The following is a 23,702-nucleotide window of genomic DNA, read 5'->3' on the forward strand; positions in this document are numbered from 1 at the left end:
ACTTCGGAACCGAGGGTTGTAGGTTCGAGCCCTACCGAGTGCAGTTTTCCCAAAAGGACAGCAGAAATAGGCACTTAACGCGAATCCGCGTCAGGTGCCTCTTCGCGTGTCCACCCCGTCAATTTGGCGAACTTTGGCAACCACATGAGCGGGTTGCCAAGTTCCGTCGCGCCTTTGCGAGCCGGAGAAGCGAGTACGTGCCGCGATCGCAAGCAAAGTCCGATCGGCAGTTAGATGAGATCCACTCCGTCGACTTGCAGTCGACCTAGGGCGCTTCGATCCGCGCGTACTCCCGACGCGCCCAGGGCGCGCCGCTGTCGGCTGCGCCGGACATGGGGCTGAAGGGGACGGACGAATTGGACACGAGCGCGAAGCCCGCCAGTGGCATGTCCTGCATAGCGAGGTGTAGAGACGGCGACGATTCCTCCCAGACGATGACCCGTTCGATCGAGCGATCGTTGCGTACGTCTCGGGCGATCCTTGTCATCGACGCGTTGGCGCCGACAACGCACCAGGCGCTGATGTCGCCGGTCAAAAAATCGCGCGGCGTGGTCTGACGGCCGGTGGCACGGAACAGGTAATACCGGCTCTCGGGCGTGCTAAACGTGGCGTGCTGCGCGAAGCGCCAGGATTGCGGCTGCAGCGTGTAGGTTCGCAGGGAACGGTCGCCCTGCGCCGCCGCGACGTCGCGAGCCAAAGCGGCCAGTGGCGCGCCGGGTTTGGGGTCAATCCACGTGCTCGGGAAGTGCGGCGCGTTCGCCGCGATGAACAGGCCGACGCCGAGCCACGCGAGCGGCCCGGGCAACCGGTTGAGCAGCGCCGCGATCGCGATCAGCAGTGCCGGGAACATCATGCTGAAGTACCGCGTCATCCAGATCGGCTGTCGCGGCCGATCCTCGACCGCGGCGGCGAGCGCCACACACAGCAGCCACAATGCCGCCGCGACCAGCAGGAGCTGGCCGACCTTGGCAAATCGACCGCGCCAGCTTGGGCTGCAACAGAAGAAGCCCGCGACCGCTGCGATGGACAGCGGAATCGCCCACGGCCAGATCCACTGGTGCCATACTGCACGTATCGCTTCGCCGGGCCAGGCGAAGTCCGGCACGGAGATGCAGTAGAACGCGTACACCGGCACGACGATCCACGCGCCGAGCCACAGCGTGGTTCGCCAGCCCCGCTCGCGTGCCGGTGCACGCTTTCGGCGCCGCGATGGCCACGGAAACAACCCGGCGATCGGCAGTCCGATCGCACACCAGCGCACGGCACGCAGGCCCGCGCTCAGCTCCGGATCGTCGATGCGTTGCTCGCGGCGGTTCCCGGTGAACACCTGTTGCACCAGCGCGAACTCCAGCAGGTCCGCGCTGCTGTCGCCACTGATCTGCGCGTCGATCCACGCGAGCCCGCTGCTGCGCTGCCATCCGTCCTGCTCGATCCGTTCCTGCCATCGGTTGAAGGCGGCGGCGTAGGGCCCGATGCCACTGACGATGATGCCGATACCGACGAAGAGCAGCATCGCCGGTTGCAAGCCCGCCCGGCGGTGCGTCAAGAAGATCAACAGTTGCAGGCCGATCACGATCAGGCCCAGCGCGTGCAGCCCGAGCATTGCCAGGGAGGCGGCGATCCACGAGAGCCAGGCGGTGCAGCTTCGGGTGCGCAGCCACCAGAGCAGGCCGCCCATGCTGAGCGTGCAACAGAGCCAGAAGTGCGAGTACATCTTCGCGTCGCGCGCGTAGTACATGAAGAACGCCGACCCCGCCGCCATCGTGGCGGCCAGGAGGGCGACGCGCGGCGTCAACAGCTGTCGCGCGACCCAGTAGATCGCCGGGATCGTCAGCGTCCCCGCCAACGCCGGCACGAACCGCATCGCCGTGGGCGTCATCGGCACGTGTCGGCTGATGAGGAAGTACAGCTCGTAGTGAAGCGGCATGAAGCCGTCGAACCGCAGGATGTCGAGCATCTCGCGGTACGTGCCGCACACGCGCCAATAGGTGAACGCCTCGTCGCGCCAGAGCGGGGGCACCGACAGGTCGTAAAATCTCAGCGAGCCGCCGACTAGCGTGATGAGGAGCAACAGCGCGTAGTGCCCGGCCGATCGCCAGCGAGGAGAGAGAGCCCGCTGGCCACGCCTGACACGCTGGAGCCATGGCAACGAGGGCGCAGGCGATTGGATCGACGACGGTGACAGTTGCGTGGCACGTGTCATGGCCGAGGCGGCTCCCAGCGGGATGTCGCGTTCTGTCGTAAGTCGCGGATGACTTTACCCATGCACGTCGGCGACGCAAAGCGAACCGGTCTATTGTGCGGCGACGTGATGCGTGATCCAAGGCTGAGCCGGGTGGGGGTGATTTGGGCAGCTACCTCAAAATCGGTGGTGGCATACCGTTCGGGCGGTTTTTGGAGACACCTTCCAAAATTTTTGTGCCGCTCCGTGGCGGTGGGCGGGGGGAGAGGTATACTGGGGAATAAGAGGTGGATGCGGTGGGATTTGCGGTGCAAGAAGTACAGGCTACGCCGAACCCGAACGCGTTCAAGTTCATTTTGGATCGCCAGATCGTGGCCCAGCCTACTAGTTTCCTCGAGGCGGCCGCGGGGCAAGATCATCCGATCGCCTGCAGATTATTCGAGGTTCCGGGCGTGAACAGCGTGTTCATGTTGGGGGATTTCGTCACGATCAACAAAAGTTCTGACGCGCGTTGGGCCGATATTACCCCGAAGGTGAAGAAGGTTCTGAAGCAAGTCGATTGACGCGCGATACACAATTATTTTGAGATTTTGAAGGTCCACGGCAGAATACGCCTCCTAGAATTGTTTCCGATTTTCTTCCCTCCTGCCCCGTACGTTACACCCACGCGTACGGGGCTCTTTTTTGCGCTTCCCTCTCGCAATTTCGATTAAATCGGCATGGTCGCATAGCGAGCTCAGGCTTATTCTTCATCCACAAGCTCGTCGATTGGCATCATCCTGCGAATCGGTGGGGGGATGACGCCGGCGGGGAAGAAGACGGTTAACGCCGCTTCGTCGTGGGCGACACACAGGCGGCCGGCGGGGTCGATCCAGAATCGGCGGATGGTGCCGTTGGGCACCTTGCGGGTGAAGATGCCACCGACCTCAAGCGTTGGGCTGCTTTCTGCGGTGGCCGCGGGCGTGCGCTTCAGGCGGACGATTCGGCCCGGCGTATTCATCAGCATCAGCACGTCGTCGTTCACCGCTGCGAGATAAGCGGGGGGCGTACCTTGGGCCTCGGCGGGCAGGGGGAGCGATGTCTCGGCGCCCTTCGCCGTGCGCACCGTAATCGCCGTGACGCCGTCGAAGTAGGACGTTTCGCCCTTCGTCGTCAGCGGGGCGGGGGCAGTCGTGGGCGACGGGGGTTGAATGACCGTCAGGGGGTCCTTCTTGAGGTCCAACCGTTGCCAGCTGCGCTCGTGCAGGCTGTAGTGTTTGCCATCGACATCCACCGCTGGCCAACCCTCCTTGGTCCAGCCGGCGGCGCGGGTATTGGCGATGGTCCAGCCGGGCAGGCGGGGCGTGGGGTCGGGCAAGGTCGGGTCGATGATCAACGCGCCAGCGTCTGCGGGGCGCGTGGCCGAGTTGTTGGCGGTTGATCGCCCGAACACCCATCGACCGCGCGCGTCGATGCCGATCAACCGATCGAATTCGCGCTCGTCCTTGCGCAACAGGGGCGTCAACCGCCGGCCGATATACCGGCGCGGGCCGTTCACGGAATCGGTGACGAGCCAGTCGTTGTTGTACGCCTCGGGTACGTGGCGATCGGGCCGCAGGTCGGCAATCATCGCCTCGGGCAGCAGCTCGGGCGCGCGACCGGGACGAACCGAGATCCAGGCCGGCGAGACGACGTCCGACCCACCGGCCGCGTTTGGCACGGAGACGCCCTTATCGGAATAGAAGACCACGCCACCCGTGCGATCGCGCGACACGACGCGCATCTCGCCATCCACCACGGTCATGCCCCCAAGCGACGGCTCGGCGCGGTCGCGCAGCAACTGGCCGATGCGCAGTCGCGCTTCCGGCGGTTGCTCGTCGCGCAGCCGTTCCAGCACGGGCCATGCGCCGGGACCGAAGCGGGTCAGCTCGGTGAACGCCGCGGCCCGGGTGCGGGGGTCGGGCTCGCTGAGCTGTTCGACCAGCGCCGTCACGCGTGCCTCGTCGACCGCGTTGGCCGACAGCGGCACGAGCGACAGCGTCATCTTCGCCCCGTCCGTGGTGATGCGCAGCACGCTGCCGTCGATCAACGGAACCAGTTGCACGACGCTCGCCGGCCAGGCGCTTTCATCGAGCATGCTCCACTTGCCGTCGATGTAACGCGCAACGCCGGTGCCCGGCGCAACATCCCCGCTTGCGGGAACCCACGCCAGCACGCCTTGTCCATCGGTGGCGAACTGCGGGCGCTGCAGCGGCGTGGTCTCTGCGCTTGGCGCGAGGAGGGTGATCGCTTCGACGACGGGCTCCGGCGTCATGCGCACGATCGCGACGCCGGTAGCGGTGGGGACGATGATCGCGTCGTCGGTCCAGAAGATGGCTCGCCGCCAGTCGAGCGTCGCGTCGGTCGGCATCGGCAGGCGTTTGGTGGGCGTGATCCACTCGTAACCGGCGGCGGTGCGCGTCGCGATCCACGGGTTGAACCGGCCGTCGTCGTCGCGGCGCCACCAGATGAATTCGATCGTCTCGCGGACCAGGTGGGTCTGCTGGTCGTAAGCCTTCTGCAGCACCGCGGGCGTCTCGGGCGCATCGGGGTGGGTGATCCACAGATCACCTCGGCCGCAGATGTATGCCGAGTGTGGTAATTGCACGTGCGCCGCTTCGGAGAGGTCAAGCGGGATCGGCAAGGGTTCGCTTTGCGTGATGCGATCGTCAATCGTTCGCGCAACCTCCAAATAGGTCGCCGGCGCGCTCGGTTTCGTAGCGGCAGGTTGCGTCGCGGGGCGCGTGGTGACTTGCACAACGGGATCAACTTCGACTGTCCGGGGCGCAGGTGAGGGTTGCGATTGTAAGAAATGCCACACGCCGACCGTCACGCACGCCGAGGCAATGCACGCCGTACTGCCGATGATGATGAGACGCCGTCGCATGAACATGCCTTTTGGCATTGTACCGCGCATCGTCTAAGAAAAATCGGAATGAACACCACGCGTCAGCGTTTGTAGTTCATAATAGCAGAGACACTTCGTCTGCGTTTTGTTCAGCCGCCGCCCTTCTTGTCACATCTGGGGCCGCGGGGGAGCGACATCATGAATGAGCAACGGCACGTAATGGTGCTATCGGCGGACCGTTCCGTCTGCGACGCCTTGGGGACCTTGACCGGATGGAGAATTTCGACAGCAACGCTTGGCGACGTCGTTGAAGCCTATCGAAGCGGCGTGCCCGACGCCGTCGTGCTTCGGGTGGCCGACCAGGCCAGTTGCATTCCTGACCTGCTTCGCATCCGCAAGCGGCCGATCGTTTGCATCGGACCAGACCACTTCGAAACGGCCCGGGCCGCGTTTGAGAATGGTGTCGGTGGCTGGCTAAGCGGGCCGGCGACGCCCGAGGCAATCGCGACCCAGGTGGAACTGGCGGTTCGCTGGTTCGATCAGCTGGAATCGCTGACCACCGAGAAGAACATGCTCTCGCAGATGATCGAGACGCGCAAGCTCGTCGAGCGCGCCAAGGCGATTTTCATGCGACGCCTGAACCTCGACGAGCCCACCGCTCACAAGCGCCTGCAGCAGGAAAGCCAGAACCGCCGAATCGCCATAGCGGAACTGGCGAGGCGCATCATCGAGTCGGATGAGATTCTGGTCGGTGACTCGATGCCGTCGCCGAATCAAATGAATTAGGGCTAGCGGACAAAACTCTGTCGGATCGCGCGCACCTGTCATCCCAATGGGAGGGTTAAAGGCTAGCGGACAAAACCCTGTTGCACGACCATTCACCGATGTCATCCCGAAGGGAGCGGTAGCGACCTGAGGAATCTCGACTGACTGACGGTACGGGCCATGGGAGATCCATCGGGTCGCTATCGCTCGCCTCGGGATGACAGATCGCGCATTGCGCGGAGGTTTTGTCCGCTAACCTTTAGGCTGGAACTGCTGAAATAGGTGATTGGCGGGGGTTAAGCGTGGTGGGCGATAAGGAAGGACAGGCTGCCGGCGCTTCCAGCCCACGCGCTGTGGCCGGCCCGCCTGTCAGAGCCGTTCCCCAGCGCTTTACACTTTCCCAGTACCTTGTTACCATCCTCGCCCCCTCGACCCTGCGGTCGGGGGTGCTTTTCTTTTGACGAAGGATTCAAATGGCTTACAAGTTCAAGCCGAGCAAGAGCGTTGCCAAGCGGTTCCGTGTGACGAAGACGGGCAAGCTGAAGCACAGCCACACGATGAACTCGCACTTGCGTTCCGGCCGCACCGGCAGCCTCAAGCGTCGCCTCGGCCGTCCGGCCGTGCTGGCCGAGAGCCTGGCCCGCGGCATGCGCAAGTTCATGGGCATCAGCAGGTTGAAGCCCGCCAAGATCGCCGCCGAGCGCGAGATCGCGGCCAACGCCCAGCCGGTCACTGAGTAATCAAACTCGTTTGACTGTCGCTTGCGGTTTAGCCGCACTGGGACTGGTCAAACGATGAGAAACCTAGCCGCAAGCGATGTGTTCTGCATCGCTTTGCGCAACAAAGTGCCGTGACGTCAACGGCACAGCCAAGCCCCCCATTGAGGGAGTGCCTCTGGTCTCACAAAGGGTCTCGGCGTCGTCCGGGATCCGCAATGGAAAGGTCCGTGTTATGCCTCGTTCAACGGGTGGTCCCACCCACGCTCGCAAGCGTAAACGTGTATTGAAGAAGGCCCGCGGTTTCGTGAGCGGACCGGGAACGCTGTACCGCCAGGCGCTGGAGTTCACGCGCAGGGCCGGTGCATACGCGACCCGTGACCGCAAGCAGCGGAAGCGTCACTTCCGCACCCTCTGGATCACGCGTCTGAACGCGGCCCTGAAGGAACGCGGCGTCAGCTACAACCGCTTCATCCCCGCCGCCGCCGTCGCGGGTGTGACGCTGAACCGTAAGATGCTGTCCGACCTGGCGATTTCGGACCCGGCCGCGTTCGACGCGATCGTGGAACTGGTTCGCCCGCACTTGGTCACCATCAGCCCCAAGGCCGCGGCGTAACGTCGAGATTTCATACTCCTGGAGAGGATGAGGGCGCTCCCGCAACGGAGCGCCCTTCTCGTTTGATGGGGAGCCTGAAGAGTAGTCAGTAAACCCGTCCGGCCTGGTTGCTTGAGCACCAGGCCGGACTTCGTCTGCGGCTCTCGTTTTCCCGACAGTACCTCACCACCTGAACGTCCCACCTGTCATCCCGAGAGGGGCGGTCGCGACCCGAGGGATCTCCCATGGCCACGAACCGTCAGCCGGTCGAGATCCCTCAGGTCGCTACCGCTCCCTTCGGGATGACAGTGCCTTGACCGCTACGATTGAAGTGAGAGTGCTCTAGCCGTTGGACGCCGGAGGATTCGGACCGTTGCCGGACTCTGTGGGTCCCTGTCCCGGTTGCTGCGGTGGATAGCCGTATCCATATCCATACCCCTGCGACTGCTGCGGCGGCATCTGCTGTGGGTAGGGCTGCTGAGGGAACGACTGCGCGTAGATCGGGTACGGCGGGATGATCGCGCTCGCTCGGCCGGTCGCCTCGTAGGCGTTCTTCAGCCAGACCAGCAGCAGGATGAACAACCCCGTCGGCACGGCCAATATGATGGCTCCTGCGAGCGCCCCCTGCACATTGCCACCGCCCAGCAGCGCCAAGAGGATCGGCGCGATCAGGGGCAGCAGGATGAGGCAGGTCAGCACCATGGCCGCCACGATCCACCCGCGCGACCCGCTGCGCACCCCAAAGCCGAACGCCGCCATCAACACCGCCGGCACCGTGACGACTATCGCGACCGATCGCAAGTTTTCCGCCAGCCCCTTGCCGGTGTCGCTGCGCATCTGCGTGTCCATCCGCTGCCACTCGCTCTGCTGCGCCGGTGGAAGATCGTCGATCGACATGCCCGCGGCCGCCCCCATGCAGCCCGAGAACAGCAACATCATCGCCGCCAGTACAAACATCAACAGCGCCGCCCGCTTCATCGGCGCACGGGGGTCGGCGGTGGCCATCGGGTACTGCGGGTAAGCCGGATAGGGCGGTGGCGTGTAAGGCTGTGTCATGCAGCCGACATTGTAGACCCTGTGACTGCCCCCGTGAACGCACGCAGGGCGCTCTTCTGTAGGACAGGCATTCCTGCCTGTCTCTCCCGCCGCTCTCCCCCCGTATTCGCTTCGTGAAGGAAGAGATCCTTCGGAGTACCTCAGGATGCCGAGGTTTCGTCACGTGCCTAGGTCCGTTCTTGTATGTCTCTCTTTCCGTCTTTCTTTGCAGAAGGAGGAAGAGACGCGTTGGACGCGAAGTGTCGCGAACGAAAGCAACGCGGCACGTGCGTGCTTAAGCGAGAACCGCTCACCCACCCGCGGTCATTACCACCGCCGCCGCGGCGATCGCGGCGGTTTCGATGCGCAGGATGCTCGCCGTCAACCGGATCGGCTGCACGCCCGCCGCGGCGAACGCGGCCAGTTCGCCGTCCGTCCAACCTCCCTCAGGGCCAATGAACAGCGTGAGCGTCGTGCCGGGCAGCCGCGGTAGTGTTTGTAGCGCCGTCGCGACGGGAACCGTGCCGGGCTCGGTCGATAGACACCAAGCCGGACCCGTCAGACGCTTCAACACCTCGGCGACGCTCGTCAATGGTTCGATCGTCATCACGCCACTGCGGTGCGATTGCTTCGCCGCCTCGGCGCTGATGCGTTGCCAGCGGTCGCTCTTGCCGCGCCCCTCGGGCAGCACGACACTGCGGGCGGCAGCCAGTGGGATGAACGTGTCGACGCCAAGTTCCGACAGCTTCTCGACCAGCCAATCCGCCCGGTTCGCCTTCGGCACCGCCGAGGCGACGATGAGTTGAAGCGCGTTCGAATCCGGTTCATCGACCGCTGCGACGTGCACGATGACCACGGGGTCGGTCGCTGTAATGTCTCCGGCACCACTGCGACCGGCATCATCAAACAGTTCGACCGGGGTACCGGCCGATAGCCGCAACACGTCGCGCGCGTGGCGCGACTGCGTGGAGTCGAGCGCGTTGGCGCCGACCGACAGGTTTGCGACATGAAAGCGGCGTGGCATAGGCAGGTGTACGCGCAGTAAGGATGACGTCTGAACCGAAAAGCAGTTGTAGTGGCGACGCCTGCGTCGCGGTGCGGCGCAGCCGCAATCTGATCTCGGGGAGACTTTCGATGCTTCGCATCGAACGCGACGCAGGCGTCGCAACTACAAGGTCGATGCACGCGGTCTGAATGTCCTGTAGGCGATCTTTCGTCTATCGCCCGGCCTGGTACTGCTGTTTGAACGCCTCCAGCGACTCTACGCCGGGCGGCAGTTGCGCTTCCTCGGCGAGCATGACCGGAATGCCATCGCGCACGGGATAGCGCAGGCCACCCACCTCGGCGATCAGAAAGTCGCCTTCCTGGTGCAGCGGGCTGCGCGTCACCGGGCAGCGCAAGATGGTCAGCAGTTCGGCATCGATAATGTTGGACGAAGCGGACGACGGCGTCATGCGGTACCTCGGCTGGTAAATTTCCGCAGGCAGTATAAGGCGTCGGCCAAAAGCAGCAACGCCACGCCGTCTGGCGGCATCATGTTCGCGTTGTGCAGCAACTGGTCGGCCAGCGACCGCGTCTCGGACAGGAGCAAAAACGGGAAGATCGCCCACGGCTCGTTCGTCGCGTGGTCCGGTTGCGTCTCGTTCAGATGATAGACGGCCGCCCGCTCGGCGGCGCGGTAGGCGGCGGGTGCGTCCGTCTCGGCGGCGTACGTGCCGACGGCGTGCAACAACACCAGCTCCGCGTACCACCACGATTCCAGATTGTCGTTCGCCGATGGATTGAGGAAATGGCCGGCGGGCTGCTGATTAGAAATCAAAGTCTCGAAGATGCCGGCTGCCGTCGTATCTGTCGAGAGACGGACCGCTGTCCCATGAAGTGATGGCTGCACGAGCCGGCGGCTATTGACGCGTAATGGCTGCGCTGCCTTGGAAAGTGCTCCCCATGCGATGTCGATCCACGCAGCGCCGTTCGCCGCGAGGGTGGGTGGTATCGGTTCAGGTGTGGCAGGGACCGGGGTGATCGGAGGTTCGCCGATGCGACGGGCCGCGTAATGTTTCAGCGTCTGATGAATCACCCGGCTACTGGGGGCCTCGTCGCCCCCGTTGGAGGTAGGGGGAAAGTCGATTTCCAAGACGGTGCGCGCGTAGGAGGTGGCCGCATCAGTAAACTTGAAACGTGCGACGGCCCCGCTCAACAGTGATGTGATCATCGACTCGTAGCGCGCCAGGGTGGCATTGGTCGGCATCGTGCTGACTGTAGGGTCGCATCCGCCTAGCGTCGATCCGGAATTGACGGCCCCGGCGGCTGGCCTACGATGGCGAACCTTATGTCGCTCATCCCGATCCTGTCGCTGAACCAGCCCGCCGACCGCGCCCGTGTGGAGACGTTGCTCAGCCATCTGCACCTTGACCCGGCCAACCTCGCGTTGTCGCGCGGCGAACGCGCTAAAGAGGCGGCAACCGTCCTGGCGACGCTGAACGACGTCGCAACGCGCGGCGATGAGGCGATCGTCGAGTCATCGCGAAAGTTTGATGATCCCGACTTCACCGCGGCGCAGATTTGCGTGTCGCCCGATGAAATGAAAGCCGCCGCCGCACGCGTGCCGGCGGACCTGATGGCGGCGCTGCGGCGGTCTATCGCGCAGGTGCGCGAGTATCAGACGCACATCCTGCCCAAGCCGCCGGCCACGCTTCAGCGACCTGGTGTCGAACTGGGCCTGCGTTTCACGCCGTTGGACAGCGCGGGCCTGTACTTCCCCGGTGGCAAGGCGTCGTACCCCAGCAGCCTGATCATGCTCGCGGTGCCGGCCCAGGTGGCGGGCGTGCGGCGGATCGCGGTCGCCACGCCGCCCAGCAAGTACGGGCGCAGCGACCTCGTGCTGGCCGCGTGCCACGAGCTGGGCCTGACCGACGTTTTCCGTGCCGGTGGCGCCGCGGCTATCGCGGCGCTGGCGTTTGGAACGAAGACGATCACCGCGGTCGACAAGATCGTCGGTCCCGGCAACAACTACGTGCAACTGGCCAAGCGCCTGCTGGCCGGCGGCGTCGGCATCGATGGCTACCTTGGGCCCAGCGAGATTTTGACGATCGCCGACGACACCGGCGACCCCCGCGCGATCGCCGCCGACCTGATCGCGCAGGCCGAGCACGATCCGGGCAGTTGTTACCTGCTGACGACGTCGCGCCCGCTCGCCGACGCCGTCGCGAAGGAGCTGACGCACCAGACCGCGGTACTGGGGCGGTCGGCCGCCATCGAGAAGTCGCTTCGTGAGGTGAGCGCGATCGTGGTGGGCGAATCGATGGATGAGTTAATCGCGCTGGCCAACCGTTTCGCCGCCGAGCACGTGAACGTGCAGACGCGCGACGACGCCGCGGTGCTGGCAAAGCTGGTACACGCTGGTGCCGTCTTCCTAGGGCCGCATTCACCGGTCGCCGCGGGCGATTACGTTGCGGGCCCCAGCCACTGCCTGCCGACGAACACCACCGCCCGCTTCGCCAGCGGCATCAGCGTGTACGAGTTCCTGAAGCGCAGCAGCGTCGTCCGCTACGACGCGGCGGGCCTGGCAAACGACTCGGCCGCCATCGTCGCCTTAGCGAATGCCGAGCACCTCGATGGTCACGCGGCCAGCGTGACCGTGCGCGCGGAAAATCGTTAAGAAGATTGAACCTCGAAGAACGCCAGGGAAGCGCCTCCCTCCCAGTTCGTCATCCTGAGGTACTCCGAAGGATCTCTTCCGTCCCCACTTGCGAAGACGAAGAGATCCTTCGGAGTACCTCAGGATGACGGCATCGGGCTAAGCAAAGGCAACAAAATACTTGACGCACACCGTGCCCGCGCGTCCCTCCGGTCCCCTCTCCCGGTACTCCGGGGGAGGGTTAGGGTGGGGGCGCGAGCGCCGACACGTTCCCGATCGTATGAGCAGCCCCCTCCCTCGCCCTCCCCCGCGAGTACGCAGGAGAGGGGACCGGAATCCGTGCATCAAGTAGTTGATGCCTAAGTGAACCCACCTTCGTATCCTCCATCCTCCCCCTTCCTTTTCACATTCTTCCCTTCGATCTTGGCGTGCATGGCGGTTCAATCCCTTCGCGTCCGCGCGCGTCCGCGGTAGACTTGCGAACATGGCTCCGCAATTTGTCCGTCCCACGGTGCGCGCGATGGAAGGGTACACGCCGGGCGAACAGCCGGCGTCGGGCTCGCGCGTGGTGAAGTTGAACACGAACGAGAACCCGTTCCCGCCCAGCCAGAAGGTGATGGCCGCCATCCGGGACATCGAACCGGAACTGCTGCGCCGTTACCCCAATCCCACCGCCGATGCGTTTCGTGATGCCGCTGCAAAACTGCTCGGCTTCACGCGCGATCATCTGATCGCCGGCAACGGCAGCGACGATCTCTTAACGATCGTCACGCGCACGTTCGTGCCGCCGGGCGGGCTGCTGGTATCGCCCGAGCCGTCGTATTCGCTCTACCCGATCCTGGCGAAGCTGGAGGATGCGAAGTTCGATTCGGTGCCGTGGGAGAACGGCTGGGAACTGCCGATCGAGGGTTTGCTGGCGACGAAGGCCGACGCGATCTACGTCGCCAACCCCAACGCGCCCAGCGGCACGTTCGTGCCACCGAAGCAGATCGCCGAGCTGGCGAAGAAGTTCAAGGGTGCCGTGCTGGTGGACGAGGCCTACGCCGACTTTGCGGATGACAATTGCCTGTCGCTCGTGAACGATCATCCGAACGTCGTCGTCTCGCGCACGCTCAGCAAGGCGTACAGCCTGGCCGGCCTGCGGTTCGGGTACGCGGTGGCGCAGCCGGCGATCATCAACCAGATGCTGAAGGTGAAGGACAGCTACAACTGCGACGCCATCGCCATCGCCGCCGCCACGGCCGCCATCGAAGATCAGGACTACGCCCGCTTTACCTGGGACCACGTAAAGGCCGAACGCGCCCGCGTGACCGAGGAACTGACCAACATGGGCTGGACGGTGCTGCCCAGCCAGGCCAACTTCCTGCTCGCCACCACCCCCGACGGCCGCGGTCGCGAGGCGTACGAGGGGTTGAAAGAGCAGGGCATCCTGGTCCGATATTTCGACAAGCCCGGCCTCAGCGACAAGATCCGCATCACGATCGGCACCAGCCAGGAGAACAACGCCCTGCTGGGCGGCCTGAAATCGCTTGCGCCCGCGGAGCCTGTTGCGCAGTAGCACGCTTTGGAGGCCCTTGCACGATAAGTCCGATGAAGAACCCTATGCCCGACCGTACCGCCACCATCGCCCGAAAGACGAACGAGACCGACATTTCGCTCTCCCTGAACCTCGACGGCCAAGGCAAGGCCGCGGCGAAGACGGGTGTCGGTTTCTTCGATCACATGCTGGACCTGCTGGCCCGCCACAGCCTGATCGACCTCGACGTCACCGCCAAAGGCGATCTGCACGTCGATGCGCACCACACGGTGGAAGACGTCGGCATCGTCATCGGCCAGGCCTTGGAGAAGGCCCTCGGCGACAAGCGGGGCATCTACCGCTACGGCTGGGCCCTTTTGCCAATGGACGAAGCGCTCGCCCAAGTCGCGCTCGACCTATCCGGCCGACCGGCGTTCGTCTACCACGTGAAGTTCAACGGCCCGCTCATCGGCACCTTCGCCACCGAACTGGTCGAGGAGTTCCTGAAGTCGATCGCGATGGCCGGCAAGCTGAACCTGCACGTCACCGTCCCCTACGGCACCAACGACCACCACATCGCCGAGGCGATCTTTAAGGGGCTGGCCAAGGCCCTGCGGCAAGCGGTAAGCTTTGATCCAAGGAACGCCGGCGGCATGCCGAGCACGAAGGGCTCACTGGTCGTTTAGGCGTCCCTCGTTGAAAAGGGGTTCGCATGCGACGATTCGCTTCCATCAGCCGCAGTACGAGGTCGGTCGTATTGGCGGCTGTGATGGGGTTTGGTTGCGCCACCGTTCACACCGAGAAGGTCGCACGGTTCTCACCGGCGGCCGCTGACGAGAAACGCGCGACGGTCGAGATGCCTGGGGTATACAAGGTCCGTTGGCGTCGAGCGTCGACGGACGCGCTCTCGCCCGTCCACGGCACGTCACGCTATCTCACCGTAGGCACAACCGTGGGATTCGAGCAGCAGACTGACGGTGCCATCGTGGCCGTGGCGGGGGACGAACGCATTCGGTTGCCCGCCGGCCCGAGCGATGCCAAGTACGTCATGTGGCACTCGACTTGGGAAGAGCGAACGGAACTTGGCGAAGGACTGGCCGACTTCGCGGATGGCGCGGGCAAGGTGTTGATCGTCGCGAGTGTGGTGGGGCTTTTGTTTGTGATTTGGACGCTGGACGACCGCGACGTTGGAGGTGTCTGTCACAAGCATCGCCGACACGATTGCCGGCGCTGTCGCTAGTCATTTTCGTCCGCCGGGCTGGCCGTTTTGGCGTCCGCTCTTCCGCCTACTTCAGCTTCCCCACCAACTCACCAATCAACTGCTTCGTCGCATCGCTCGCGTCCACCAATGGCAAGCGCATCACGCCGCTGTCTAGGCCGCGAACCTTCATTGCGTGCTTGATGCCGGCGGGGTTGCCGTCGATGAAGAGGCTCTTGATCAGCGGGAACAGCTTGTAGTGGATGCGGCTGGCCTCGTTGAAGTCGCCGTTCAGTGCGTGCTCGGTCAGGCGCTTCACGTCGTTGGGGAGCAGGTTGGAAACGACGCTGATCACGCCACGGGCGCCGATGCTCATGAGCGGCAGGGTCAGCGAATCATCACCGCTGAGGATCGGCATGTCGCAGAGGGCGCGAATCTCGCTGGTCATGTCGGGCAGGCCGGTGGCTTCCTTGATTGCGACGATATTACGATGCCCGTTCAGGCGCGCCACGGTGCTGGCGGTCATCGTGATGCCCGTGCGGCCGGGGATGTTGTACAGCACGATCGGCAGATCGACCGCGTCGGCCAGCGTCATGAAGTGCCGGTAGAGGCCTTCCTGCGTGGGCTTGTTGTAGTAGGGGTTTACGCTCAGGCCGGCCGTCGCGCCGACCTTCTTGGCGGCGGTGTGCAACTCCATCGCCTCGCTGGTCGCGTTGGCGCCCACGCCGCCGATCACCGGCACGCGGCCACGGGCCTGGTCGACCGTCACCTCGATCACGCGGATGTGCTCGTCGAAGTCCAGCGTTGGCGATTCACCCGTGGTGCCGACCGGAACCAGGCCATCGATGCCGCCCTTGATCTGGTACTCGACCTGGTCGCGCAGCTTCGCTTCGTCGACCTTGCCGGCCGAGGTGAACGGGGTAACCAAAGCTGTAATCGCGCCGCTGAACATGAAGGCTCCTTATGACGTTGTTCCGAGTCGGGCGATTGTAGAAGGGAAGGGGGGATTGGCAAGGATTGGGGGAGGGGGGGAGGAAAATCCCAAGCCCCAATGCCAAACAAATGGCCAACCACCAAATCCCAAGGAACACCGTAGCATGGGCGTCCCGCCCATGGAGCCGCGGTACCCCGCGGTGTCGGACGGTACGCCGTCCGAGGTAACGAGCGCAAGCGATCTGCTCTTCACACTTTCGAGCGATTCCTTCGCTGGCGCCCATTGCTGATTCCGATGGCGTACCATCCGACGTGTCGGCGTACCGACACCATGGGCTCTGGCGTCCATGCTACGTGAAGCTTCTTTGGCTCGGCCCGCACCCTCATTCGGTCAACCGCTTGCCATTGCGGCCTAGGTTCTGTCTGAAAAGGTCTCGTAGGGGCAGGCTTCCGTGCCTGCCCGCCTCGTCTTCCGCCGAAAAAACGGGCAGGCACGGAGGCCTGCCCCTACGGGCGATCGCCCCAAATTGGGTTTTCAGACAGAACCTAGGCCTTCTTCGCATCCTCCAGCATCTGCTTCACCATCAGCATGTTGATGATGCCGAAGCCCAGCAGCATGATCCCCATGATCACCAGCACGATCGCGACGATCGTCGGCACCGCGGCGAAGAAGGAGTCGTCGGGCAGGGAGAACCGGATGCCGGCCAGCACCAGCGAGAGCACGCCGCTGGTCAGCATGATCGGGATGACGGTCTGGCGGAAGTGCAGCGTTTGATAGACGGGCACCTTCGCCTTGCGAACGACCGGCGCCGATTTGGCGCGCGGCGCGAAGACCGACTCGTCCGGCGCGGGCATGATGACGGCATCGTCATCGTCCGGCGGGGCATGGTCGAACGGGCTATCGCTCTCCGTCGCTTGCAGTGGTGGGGCGGCCGGGACGGATGGCGCCGCGGCGCGCGATTGCGGCGCCGCCGACCGTACCCGGGCGGCAGGCGTGCCGTCACCCGTTGCGCGTGGCGTGGCCGGTGGGGGAGTCGCTTGCGATGGCGATGACGATCGTGCCGATGGCGCCCCGGCACGCGTCGCGGGGCGAGGGGGGCCGGCGGATGGTGATGCGGCCACCGACGGCGCGCTGGCGCGCGGCGAAACGGCTGGCGGCGCAACTGGCGGTCGGGCGCGTGGTGGGACCGCCGGCGCGCGCGGCGCGGTTGGCGGTGGCGTCGCGGCCTGCATCTCGACGTGGGTGCCGCTTGAGCTGTCGTGCGACGCGTCGGGCTCACCGTCTCCGCTGGCCATCGCGTTCAGCGCCGCTGCCAGGTCATCGTCGTTCTTCTTCGCCATAAGTCCCTCGCTCGCTTTCGCTTTGTAGCACCTGTGCCGATCGATGCGCCGCGGGCCGTTCGCCGGTCAATCCCGTCGATCGACAGGACCGGTCTGCTTTTCCCGGTTTATCGGACGCGCTCGTAGAAAACCTGTCGCAGGCGTATTTCTGGTGCTACGCCATATTCGCGCCTCAGTATAGTCGCCCTCGTTCACGACCGCACCGTCCGGCGCTCGCACCGTTGCCAGCCGTCGACGGCGCGTCCGATAACACGTCGGCACGATGCCCACGATCGACACTGGATGACCGGCGACGTTCGCTTGCGGCATCATCCGGCACAACGGGCGCCACCCGCAACCAACGAAGCGGGGACGTTCGGGTCAATGTCATAGGAATTACGCCAGCGCACAAGGGATTTTTGCGCTGGCGATACTGTGGAACACCCTTTGCCATGAAGTGGTCGAACAACGCACCAAGGGAAACACCGATGAACGAGCAAGACTTTCAGACGAAGCTGGCGGAACTGATGGGTGAGATCAGCACGTTGCCGGTCACCGAACGGGCCAAGCTGGAAAAGCTGGCCGAGGACACCCGCGCCCGCCACGAGCGCCTGCGCCAGACGGTCAGCAGCCTGCAGGAGTCACTGGACTACCTGCGGCTGAGCATCAAGTACCTTGTCTTCGACCTCGAAGCCACCCGCCGCGAGAACGGCTATTTGCGCAAGATGCTTGAGGAGACGACCGGCAACGATTAGCCCTCCGCGTTTAGCCAGCCTGCATCAACCACCGCCCCGGGCCGTCGCCAGAACGGCCCGGGGCGGTTCGCGTACCGTCGACGCCGGATAGCTTCTGACTTGCCTTCTGTAGGACAGGCATTCCTGCCTGTCTCTCTCCCCCCGTCCTGCTCTCCCCCCGTATTCCTCTGCCTCTCTTCTGTGTCTCTTCCTGTCTCCTATCTTTCTAGTGGGACGGACATTCTTGTCTGTCTCTCTGCTACTGTTGCAAAGAAGGGGAGCCACCGACGCGCGAAGACACGAAGGCGGACACAAAGAAAAAGCGACGCGCGTTGCGCCCATTCCACCTCAATCGCGCAGCGCGAGCGTAGAGATGGATAGTGAGCTCTTTGACAACAGAATAGACGACACGCGAGCCAGCCTAAGTCCCTTCGCCATCACTCGATGGTGCAAAATGGTGCACGAATTCGCGTTTTGCTTTACCCAAACCGCCGTTGCAAGTGGGGTCGCCTTACTCTCGTTCCGCCTGCTTCGCGTCCTGCTTCGCGCCTTCGCGACTTCGCGTCTCTTTCGCATCTATGAAGGCGCAACAGCGCCAAGAGAGGCAGACAAGAATACCCGTCCCACTGGCAGAGAAGAGACACAGGCAAGAATGCCTGTGCCACAGAAGACGAATACGGGGGGAGAGACAGGCAGGGATGCCTGTCCTACAGAAGAGCAGCTCAGCCGCCAGGGAGCCACCGAATTTGACCTCCCATCGCCCACGGCTACATTGATCCGTCCCATGAAGATCAGCCTCCAATGGCTCGCCGATTACCTGCCCGGTCCGCTGGCCGCGACCGAGGCGGCCGACGCGCTTACGTTTGGTGGATTGCCCGTCGAGGTCATCGAGACCGTCCGCTCGCCCCAAGGCGAGGACGACACCGTGATCGACGTCGAAGTCACCAGCAACCGGGGTGACTGCCTGTCCCACGTCGGCGTCGCCCGCGAACTGGGCGCGCTGCTGTCGCGCGAGACCCAGGCGCCGGCGCCGAAGTTGAAGGAGGCAACCGAGAAGACGGCGGATGCGATCGGCGTCACCATCGAGGCGACGAACCTTTGCCCGCACTACGTCGCACGCGTCATTCGCGGTGTGAAGATCGGCCCGAGCCCCGCCTGGATGCAGCGGCGCCTGCTGGCCGTCGGACTGCGGCCGATCAACAACGTCGTCGACGTCACCAATTACGTGATGTTCGAACTTGGCCAGCCGCTGCATGCGTTCGATTACGATAAGGTCGGCGGCAAGCAGATCGTCGTGCGCAACGCGCGAGCGGGTGAGAAGCTGATTAGCATCGACGGCCACGAGCGCGCGCTGTCGCCCAACATGCTGGTGATCGCCGATGCCAATCAGCCCGTTGCTTTGGCCGGTGTGATGGGTGGCCGCGATAGCGAGGTGTCGGACGGCACGGTGAACGTGCTGCTGGAGGCGGCGCGGTTCGATCCGCTTTCCATCCGCACCACCGCCCGCGCGCTGACGATGGCCAGCGACGGTTCGTACCGCTTCGAGCGCGGCATCGACCCCACGCTGCCGCACCGCGCCGCGGCGCGGGCGGCAGAGCTGATCGTCGAGCTGGCCGGTGGGGAAGTGCTCGCCGGCACGGTGGATGCGGGGCAAGCGCCGGCCGAGCCGAAGAAGCTGGCGGTGCGGTTGTCGCGCATCCGCCGGATCACCGGGTTCGACATTCCACCGACCGACGCGGTCGCGGCGCTCTCGCGGCTGGGGTTGTCGCCGATCTCCAGTGGCGACGCGATCAACGTGATCGTGCCGCCGCACCGGTTGGACATCAACATTGAGGCGGATCTGGTCGAAGAGGTCGTGCGCGTGATTGGGTACGACAAGATCCCCGTCAGCGACACGATCGGCATCCGCGTGACGCCAGCCAACCCGGAGCTGCGCACGATCGACCGGTTGCGTTCGATCCTGACGGCGGCCGGTTACTTCGAGGCCGTCACGTTCAGCTTCGTCAGCGACGCGCTCGCGGGCGCGTTCGTGCCGACCGAGGCCGCGTCGCTGCCCCGTGCCCACCCGGCCGTGCGGAAGACCGACGCGCACCTGCGGCCCAGCGTGCTGCCCGGCCTGCTGCAGGCCGTTCGGCACAACGAGGCCAACGACGTGCCGAACGCGCGTCTGTTCGAGATCGGCGCCGCCTTCTGGCACGACCGTGCCGGCAAAATCGTCGAGCGCCGGCGCGTGGCGCTGGTAGGCTCGAAGGACCTTCGCGAAGTGCGCGGCGTCGTCGAGACGATCCTGAACACGCTCGACGCCAGCCGGCCCGTCACCGTCTCGCCGGCCGACGCACCGGGCTATGCCAAGGGCGCCGCGGGACAGGTGAAGTGGGGCGACGAGGTGGTCGGCGTGATCGGCCTGATCGACGGCACCGTTGCCAACAAGATCGACCTGAAGCAACCGCCCGCCGCTGCCGAGTTGGAACTGGCGCCGTTGCTGGCGGGCGCACGGCTGGTGCCGCAACTACGACCGCTACCGAAGTACCCGGCCGTGCGGCGCGATCTGTCGCTCGTGCTGGCCGAGGTGGTTCGCTTCGAACAGGTGCGGGAGGTGATCGCCACCGCCAAGCCCGAGAACCTGGAAGACGTGGAGTTCGTCACCACCTATCGCGGCAAGCCGCTGGACAAGGGGACCAAGAGCCTGACCGTCACCCTGGTCTTCCGGTCCACCACCGGCACGCTGACCGGCGAGCAGGTCGAGGCTGCCGTGACGCGGGTGACCGACGCCGCGCGATCGACCCTCGGTGCAACGCTTCGCACGTAAGCCAGAGGACGCGAAGCTACGAAGGCGCGAACGAAGCCGCAAAGAAGAGGGCGCATTAAAAGTACTTCGCCGGACTGGCCGCTTCAGCGGCCAGTTCTTTTGGCTTGTCACGTCAACTTCACGTGACCGAAACTGGAATGCCCATGCATCGCACGCAACTCGTCATCCTGTTCTGCCTGGCGCTTAGCGGCGCCTGCGATCGTCCCGCGATGGATCCGAGCGCAGCTGGCCAGCCGGACGTCCCCGTCGTCCCCCGGCAGCCGACCACGACGCAGATCGACAGCGAGATCACGCAGGGCCTCTCCTCCCCGCGCACGGCCGAGGCGCTGGAATGGCTGGACCCGAAGTTTGAGAAGACGCACGTGGTCTGGACCACCACAGACGCCGACGAGGTGCGCGACCACGTGAACGACCTGTACGCCGCCGGCGCCGTAAAGGTGTGGGCGACCGACCCAACGGAGGTCGACGGCCAACAGGTGCTGATGCAGCTGGTGATGGAACTGCCCACCGCCCCCAAGGCCCGCGAACGGCTGTTCAAGTGGATCGACAACTGGGAACGTCGCACACTGGACGCCGACGACCGCACCAAGGACCGCGGGCAGCGGTACTACGAGATCAATCTGGATCGATAGCGATCTTCCTCACGTCATCACGATGAACTTGCTTCGCGGCTGTTGCTTCACGTAGGTGCGGGTGATGTCGACCGTGCCCTCATGCTCGAACTTGCCGTGGGTGCTGAGCCACTTCTGCCCGCGGGCGAAGAAGGCGTCGAAGTCGGTAGGGGACATCTCGCTGGCGAAGTAGGTGTCTCGCCGAACGGGGATCACGCGGCATAGCGGCTCGCCCTTGGCGATCGTGATCTTCTTGGAGGCCGGGTCGAGCTCGATGACGGCGTGCCACGGATAGCTGGCGGGGTACCAGTCGGTATCGATCAGCGCCGTCACCGCCCGCCACGGCCTTGGGAAGTTCGGGATGTCGGTGACGTACAGCAGCTCGTTCGGGTCGGTCTTCAGGAACAGGTAGCTGCTGACCTTCACCTGATGCCGGATCACCTCGTACACGTTGTCGGTGATGGGGTGGGGCAGCTTCTGCCCCTTCTCCCAGAACCACGCGAACTGCTGGGACAGCGGCGCGCCCTCCGACCCCTCGTGCGAGGCGTAGTCGAAATCGCTATCGATGACGGTGTCTGGCTCGGTCCGCCAGGCGCCGCGGGCGAAAGTGAAGGTGACGTCGAAGTTGGCGATAAGATCGAAGCCGAACCCGTTGGCCGCGCGGATGGGCGGGCATTCCTCGGGCCAGCCCTTGCCGGCGCCGCGCTTCACGTACACGTCCCGCGCCGGCTGGGGCGCGGCCAATTCCTGTCGAAACTTGAAGTAATGCAGCATGTCGATCGGCAGTGTACTTGAATCGATCTGTCGCATCACGCTGCATCGGTGTTTTCGATCGGTCGGGTCGAGGTTCCCATCGAACCGCTGGCATCAAAGAACGGATCGGCGGATGTGAACGGGTTTGCCTTGCAGGTGGACATGCTGGCATGATGGTGGCGCAGGTTCGATGTCCCCACTTCAAGGAGCACAGCAGCATGTCCATTCGGCACACTTTCCGTCGTTGGCTGGGTCCTGTCGGTCTCGCGATGGCTATCGCCAGCACCACAATAACTCGCGCCGCTGACATAACGGTCGACACGGCCCGCACTCACCAGACGATCGAGGGATTCGGCACGTGCCTGGTCAGCTGGAACCCGGAGATGACGCGCTTCTACGAGACCCCCGGCGCGGCCGATATGTACGCGAAGGAACTGCGGTTCAACATGCTCCGCTGCAACCTGTGGGGCGACGGCACGATCGGCCCGGTGGAGGATCCCCAGCGCATCAGCTTCAAGGACCCCGCCTTTGCCGCCAACGACCCGCGCACGCCGGTCTTCATCAATTTTGCCAAGGCGATCCGCAAGATCAACCCCGACGTGAAGGTGATCGGCACGGTCTGGAGCCCGCCGAAGTGGATGAAGGAGAACAACTCCATCGTCGGCGGCAAGTCGGCGGCCATCACCGCCACCGAGTACGTTGCGCGCGGCGCGCCGGTCACGGACCGCGTGAAGAAAGAGTTCTACCCGCACTTTGCCAAGTGGCTGGTGGAGATGGTCAAGCATTACGAGGCCAACGGAGTGCCGATGTACGCGATCAGCCCGGCGAACGAGCCGCAGTTCACGCAGGACTTCGAGAGCTGCACGTGGACCGTGCCGGACCTGGCGATCATCATCCCGATGATCGCCGAGGAGCTGAAGCGCGCGAAGCTCGAGCGCGTGAAGATCTTCGGGATGGAGTCGATGAGCGGCTTCAACTGGATGGGCGGCCCCAACCGCGCGTTCGCGACCGCCGTGCAGCAGGACAAGGCGCTGCGCGATGGGCTGGACGTCTTCGCAACGCACGGCTACATCGACGGCTTCGCCGCCGACCAGGGCGCCGAGGCCGCGGCGGGGTTCTGGGAACTGGTGAAGGAACTCGACAAGCCGCACTGGCTAACCGAGGGCGGCACCGGCGGGCACGAGTGGGCGGAGGTGATCGGTGACAAGGGTGTGGCGGCCGGACTGCACAACGCGTTCGTCGCGGGCAACGTCTCGGCCTGGGTGCCGTGGCAGTTCGCCGAGCCCAAGCCCAACGAACATTGTCTGACGACGACCGCTGGACCAACGAAGAAGACGTGGGTCGTCCGGCAGTACAGCCGGTTTGTGCCCGTCAACGCGGTGCGCGTGGCGGCCGAGCCGGCTTACGGTGACGTCAACGTCAGCGCGTTCGTCACCAACGGACGCGGCGGCGTGGCGGGCCGGTTCACCGCAATCCTCACGAACCACTCGCAGCGCGATCAGGACGTTCGGTTGTCACTGCGCGGGCCGGGCATGGCACAACTTGGGAAGCTGACGCTCATCCGCACGTCGGCGACCGAGGACGGGGTCGAGCTGCCCGCGCCCGTGGCCGCCCAGCGCGAGCTGCGGCTGACGGTCCCGGCGCAGTCGGTCGTCACACTCACGAACGTGCGGTAAGCGGCGGCGCTAGACAAAGCTCCCGCGTCATCCCGAAGTACGCGAAGTATCTTGTGTAGTGTCGGTCGTCGGACGCACGAGATCCTTCGGTGTGCCTCGGGGTGACGCGATGGGCAAGAAGCAGTTCCAGAGATTCTTAGTCGCAGAGTGCCTGCGTGCGCGTGCGACTGACAAGGCATAGGGTGAGAACGCGACCCAATAATCCGAGCCCTGAACTATCGCGTTGCAAAGTATATTTTGTTTTTCGCTTGCATTTCTGATTGCCCGTGGAATAATCACTGAACGCCACGGCATTCCGCCGGGCAGAGAAGAAAGTTATGACGCAGCGATTTAAACAATATAGTTCCGAACGCCAC

Annotated in this window: 21 protein-coding genes; 12 read left to right on the forward strand and 9 right to left on the reverse strand. The window is 64.4% G+C overall.

What is annotated here, in order from left to right; all coding sequences use genetic code 11:
• Positions 1 to 265: 265 nt before the first annotated feature.
• The gene (locus VGN72_19995) at positions 266 to 2,203 is read right to left on the reverse strand and encodes a glycosyltransferase family 39 protein (GenBank protein ID HEV7301655.1); all 1,938 of its coding nucleotides are present in this window, start codon (positions 2,201 to 2,203) and stop codon (positions 266 to 268) included.
• A gap of 266 nt (positions 2,204 to 2,469) precedes the next feature.
• On the opposite strand from VGN72_19995, the gene VGN72_20000 reads away from it, so the two are divergent.
• A complete protein-coding gene (locus VGN72_20000; protein ID HEV7301656.1) occupies positions 2,470 to 2,745 on the forward strand; it encodes a NifU N-terminal domain-containing protein in 276 nt (91 codons plus the stop codon).
• Positions 2,746 to 2,924: 179 nt separating this feature from the next.
• On the opposite strand, the gene VGN72_20005 is transcribed toward VGN72_20000, so the two are convergent.
• Complete coding sequence (locus VGN72_20005; protein HEV7301657.1) at positions 2,925 to 4,808, reverse strand: HEAT repeat domain-containing protein; 1,884 nt, start codon at positions 4,806 to 4,808, stop codon at positions 2,925 to 2,927.
• Between the two features lie 567 nt (positions 4,809 to 5,375).
• On the opposite strand from VGN72_20005, the gene VGN72_20010 reads away from it, so the two are divergent.
• The 3 genes from VGN72_20010 (at position 5,376) to rplT (ending at position 7,145) form a co-directional block, all read left to right on the forward strand.
• Complete coding sequence (locus VGN72_20010) at positions 5,376 to 5,834, forward strand: ANTAR domain-containing protein (GenBank protein ID HEV7301658.1); 459 nt, start codon at positions 5,376 to 5,378, stop codon at positions 5,832 to 5,834.
• A 452-nt stretch (positions 5,835 to 6,286) separates the two neighbouring features.
• Positions 6,287 to 6,553, forward strand: a complete 267-nt coding sequence (locus VGN72_20015) for a bL35 family ribosomal protein (protein HEV7301659.1) — start codon at positions 6,287 to 6,289, stop codon at positions 6,551 to 6,553.
• A 211-nt stretch (positions 6,554 to 6,764) separates the two neighbouring features.
• Positions 6,765 to 7,145, forward strand: a complete 381-nt coding sequence (gene rplT / locus VGN72_20020; protein ID HEV7301660.1) for a 50S ribosomal protein L20 — start codon at positions 6,765 to 6,767, stop codon at positions 7,143 to 7,145.
• 321 nt (positions 7,146 to 7,466) lie between these two features.
• On the opposite strand, the gene VGN72_20025 is transcribed toward rplT, so the two are convergent.
• From VGN72_20025 to VGN72_20040, 4 genes are all read right to left on the reverse strand, one after another.
• Complete coding sequence (locus VGN72_20025; GenBank protein ID HEV7301661.1) at positions 7,467 to 8,180, reverse strand: hypothetical protein; 714 nt, start codon at positions 8,178 to 8,180, stop codon at positions 7,467 to 7,469.
• A gap of 289 nt (positions 8,181 to 8,469) precedes the next feature.
• Positions 8,470 to 9,183 (reverse strand): RsmE family RNA methyltransferase, encoded by a 714-nt coding sequence (locus tag VGN72_20030; GenBank protein HEV7301662.1) that lies wholly within the window; start codon positions 9,181 to 9,183, stop codon positions 8,470 to 8,472.
• A 193-nt stretch (positions 9,184 to 9,376) separates the two neighbouring features.
• Entirely contained in the window at positions 9,377 to 9,613 is a 237-nt protein-coding gene (locus VGN72_20035; protein HEV7301663.1) for a Trm112 family protein, read from the reverse strand.
• The gene (locus tag VGN72_20040) at positions 9,610 to 10,407 is read right to left on the reverse strand and encodes a hypothetical protein (protein HEV7301664.1); all 798 of its coding nucleotides are present in this window, start codon (positions 10,405 to 10,407) and stop codon (positions 9,610 to 9,612) included. Before VGN72_20040 ends, VGN72_20035 begins: the two co-directional genes overlap by 4 nt.
• Positions 10,408 to 10,488: 81 nt before the next feature.
• Here VGN72_20040 and hisD point away from each other — a divergent pair, with 81 nt between their 5' ends.
• The 4 genes from hisD to VGN72_20060 all read left to right on the forward strand — a co-directional run bounded on the left by hisD (position 10,489) and on the right by VGN72_20060 (position 14,552).
• The gene (gene hisD / locus VGN72_20045) at positions 10,489 to 11,817 is read left to right on the forward strand and encodes a histidinol dehydrogenase (GenBank protein ID HEV7301665.1); all 1,329 of its coding nucleotides are present in this window, start codon (positions 10,489 to 10,491) and stop codon (positions 11,815 to 11,817) included.
• 463 nt (positions 11,818 to 12,280) lie between these two features.
• Positions 12,281 to 13,354, forward strand: a complete 1,074-nt coding sequence (gene hisC, locus VGN72_20050; GenBank protein ID HEV7301666.1) for a histidinol-phosphate transaminase — start codon at positions 12,281 to 12,283, stop codon at positions 13,352 to 13,354.
• A 44-nt stretch (positions 13,355 to 13,398) separates the two neighbouring features.
• The gene (hisB, locus tag VGN72_20055) at positions 13,399 to 13,998 is read left to right on the forward strand and encodes an imidazoleglycerol-phosphate dehydratase HisB (GenBank protein ID HEV7301667.1); all 600 of its coding nucleotides are present in this window, start codon (positions 13,399 to 13,401) and stop codon (positions 13,996 to 13,998) included.
• Between the two features lie 26 nt (positions 13,999 to 14,024).
• A complete protein-coding gene (locus VGN72_20060; protein ID HEV7301668.1) occupies positions 14,025 to 14,552 on the forward strand; it encodes a hypothetical protein in 528 nt (175 codons plus the stop codon).
• 46 nt (positions 14,553 to 14,598) lie between these two features.
• On the opposite strand, the gene dapA is transcribed toward VGN72_20060, so the two are convergent.
• Positions 14,599 to 15,462, reverse strand: coding sequence for a 4-hydroxy-tetrahydrodipicolinate synthase (gene dapA, locus VGN72_20065; protein ID HEV7301669.1), 864 nt, complete (start codon positions 15,460 to 15,462; stop codon positions 14,599 to 14,601).
• A 527-nt stretch (positions 15,463 to 15,989) separates the two neighbouring features.
• Positions 15,990 to 16,784: a hypothetical protein gene (locus tag VGN72_20070; GenBank protein ID HEV7301670.1), complete on the reverse strand. Its 795-nt coding sequence runs from the start codon at positions 16,782 to 16,784 to the stop codon at positions 15,990 to 15,992.
• Between the two features lie 467 nt (positions 16,785 to 17,251).
• Here VGN72_20070 and VGN72_20075 point away from each other — a divergent pair, with 467 nt between their 5' ends.
• The 3 genes from VGN72_20075 to VGN72_20085 all read left to right on the forward strand — a co-directional run bounded on the left by VGN72_20075 (position 17,252) and on the right by VGN72_20085 (position 20,938).
• Complete coding sequence (locus tag VGN72_20075; GenBank protein HEV7301671.1) at positions 17,252 to 17,518, forward strand: hypothetical protein; 267 nt, start codon at positions 17,252 to 17,254, stop codon at positions 17,516 to 17,518.
• 763 nt (positions 17,519 to 18,281) lie between these two features.
• On the forward strand, positions 18,282 to 20,306 hold the full coding sequence (gene pheT, locus VGN72_20080) for a phenylalanine--tRNA ligase subunit beta (protein HEV7301672.1): 2,025 nt from the start codon (positions 18,282 to 18,284) through the stop codon (positions 20,304 to 20,306).
• A gap of 143 nt (positions 20,307 to 20,449) precedes the next feature.
• Positions 20,450 to 20,938, forward strand: coding sequence for a hypothetical protein (locus VGN72_20085; protein HEV7301673.1), 489 nt, complete (start codon positions 20,450 to 20,452; stop codon positions 20,936 to 20,938).
• 9 nt (positions 20,939 to 20,947) lie between these two features.
• On the opposite strand, the gene VGN72_20090 is transcribed toward VGN72_20085, so the two are convergent.
• Positions 20,948 to 21,727: a DUF6065 family protein gene (locus VGN72_20090; protein HEV7301674.1), complete on the reverse strand. Its 780-nt coding sequence runs from the start codon at positions 21,725 to 21,727 to the stop codon at positions 20,948 to 20,950.
• 161 nt (positions 21,728 to 21,888) lie between these two features.
• Here VGN72_20090 and VGN72_20095 point away from each other — a divergent pair, with 161 nt between their 5' ends.
• Positions 21,889 to 23,346, forward strand: a complete 1,458-nt coding sequence (locus VGN72_20095; protein ID HEV7301675.1) for a hypothetical protein — start codon at positions 21,889 to 21,891, stop codon at positions 23,344 to 23,346.
• The last annotated feature ends 356 nt before the right edge of the window (positions 23,347 to 23,702 follow it).

The sequence above is a fragment of the Tepidisphaeraceae bacterium genome (assembly GCA_035998445.1).
In the GTDB taxonomy this organism is placed as follows: Bacteria; Planctomycetota; Phycisphaerae; order Tepidisphaerales; family Tepidisphaeraceae; genus DASYHQ01.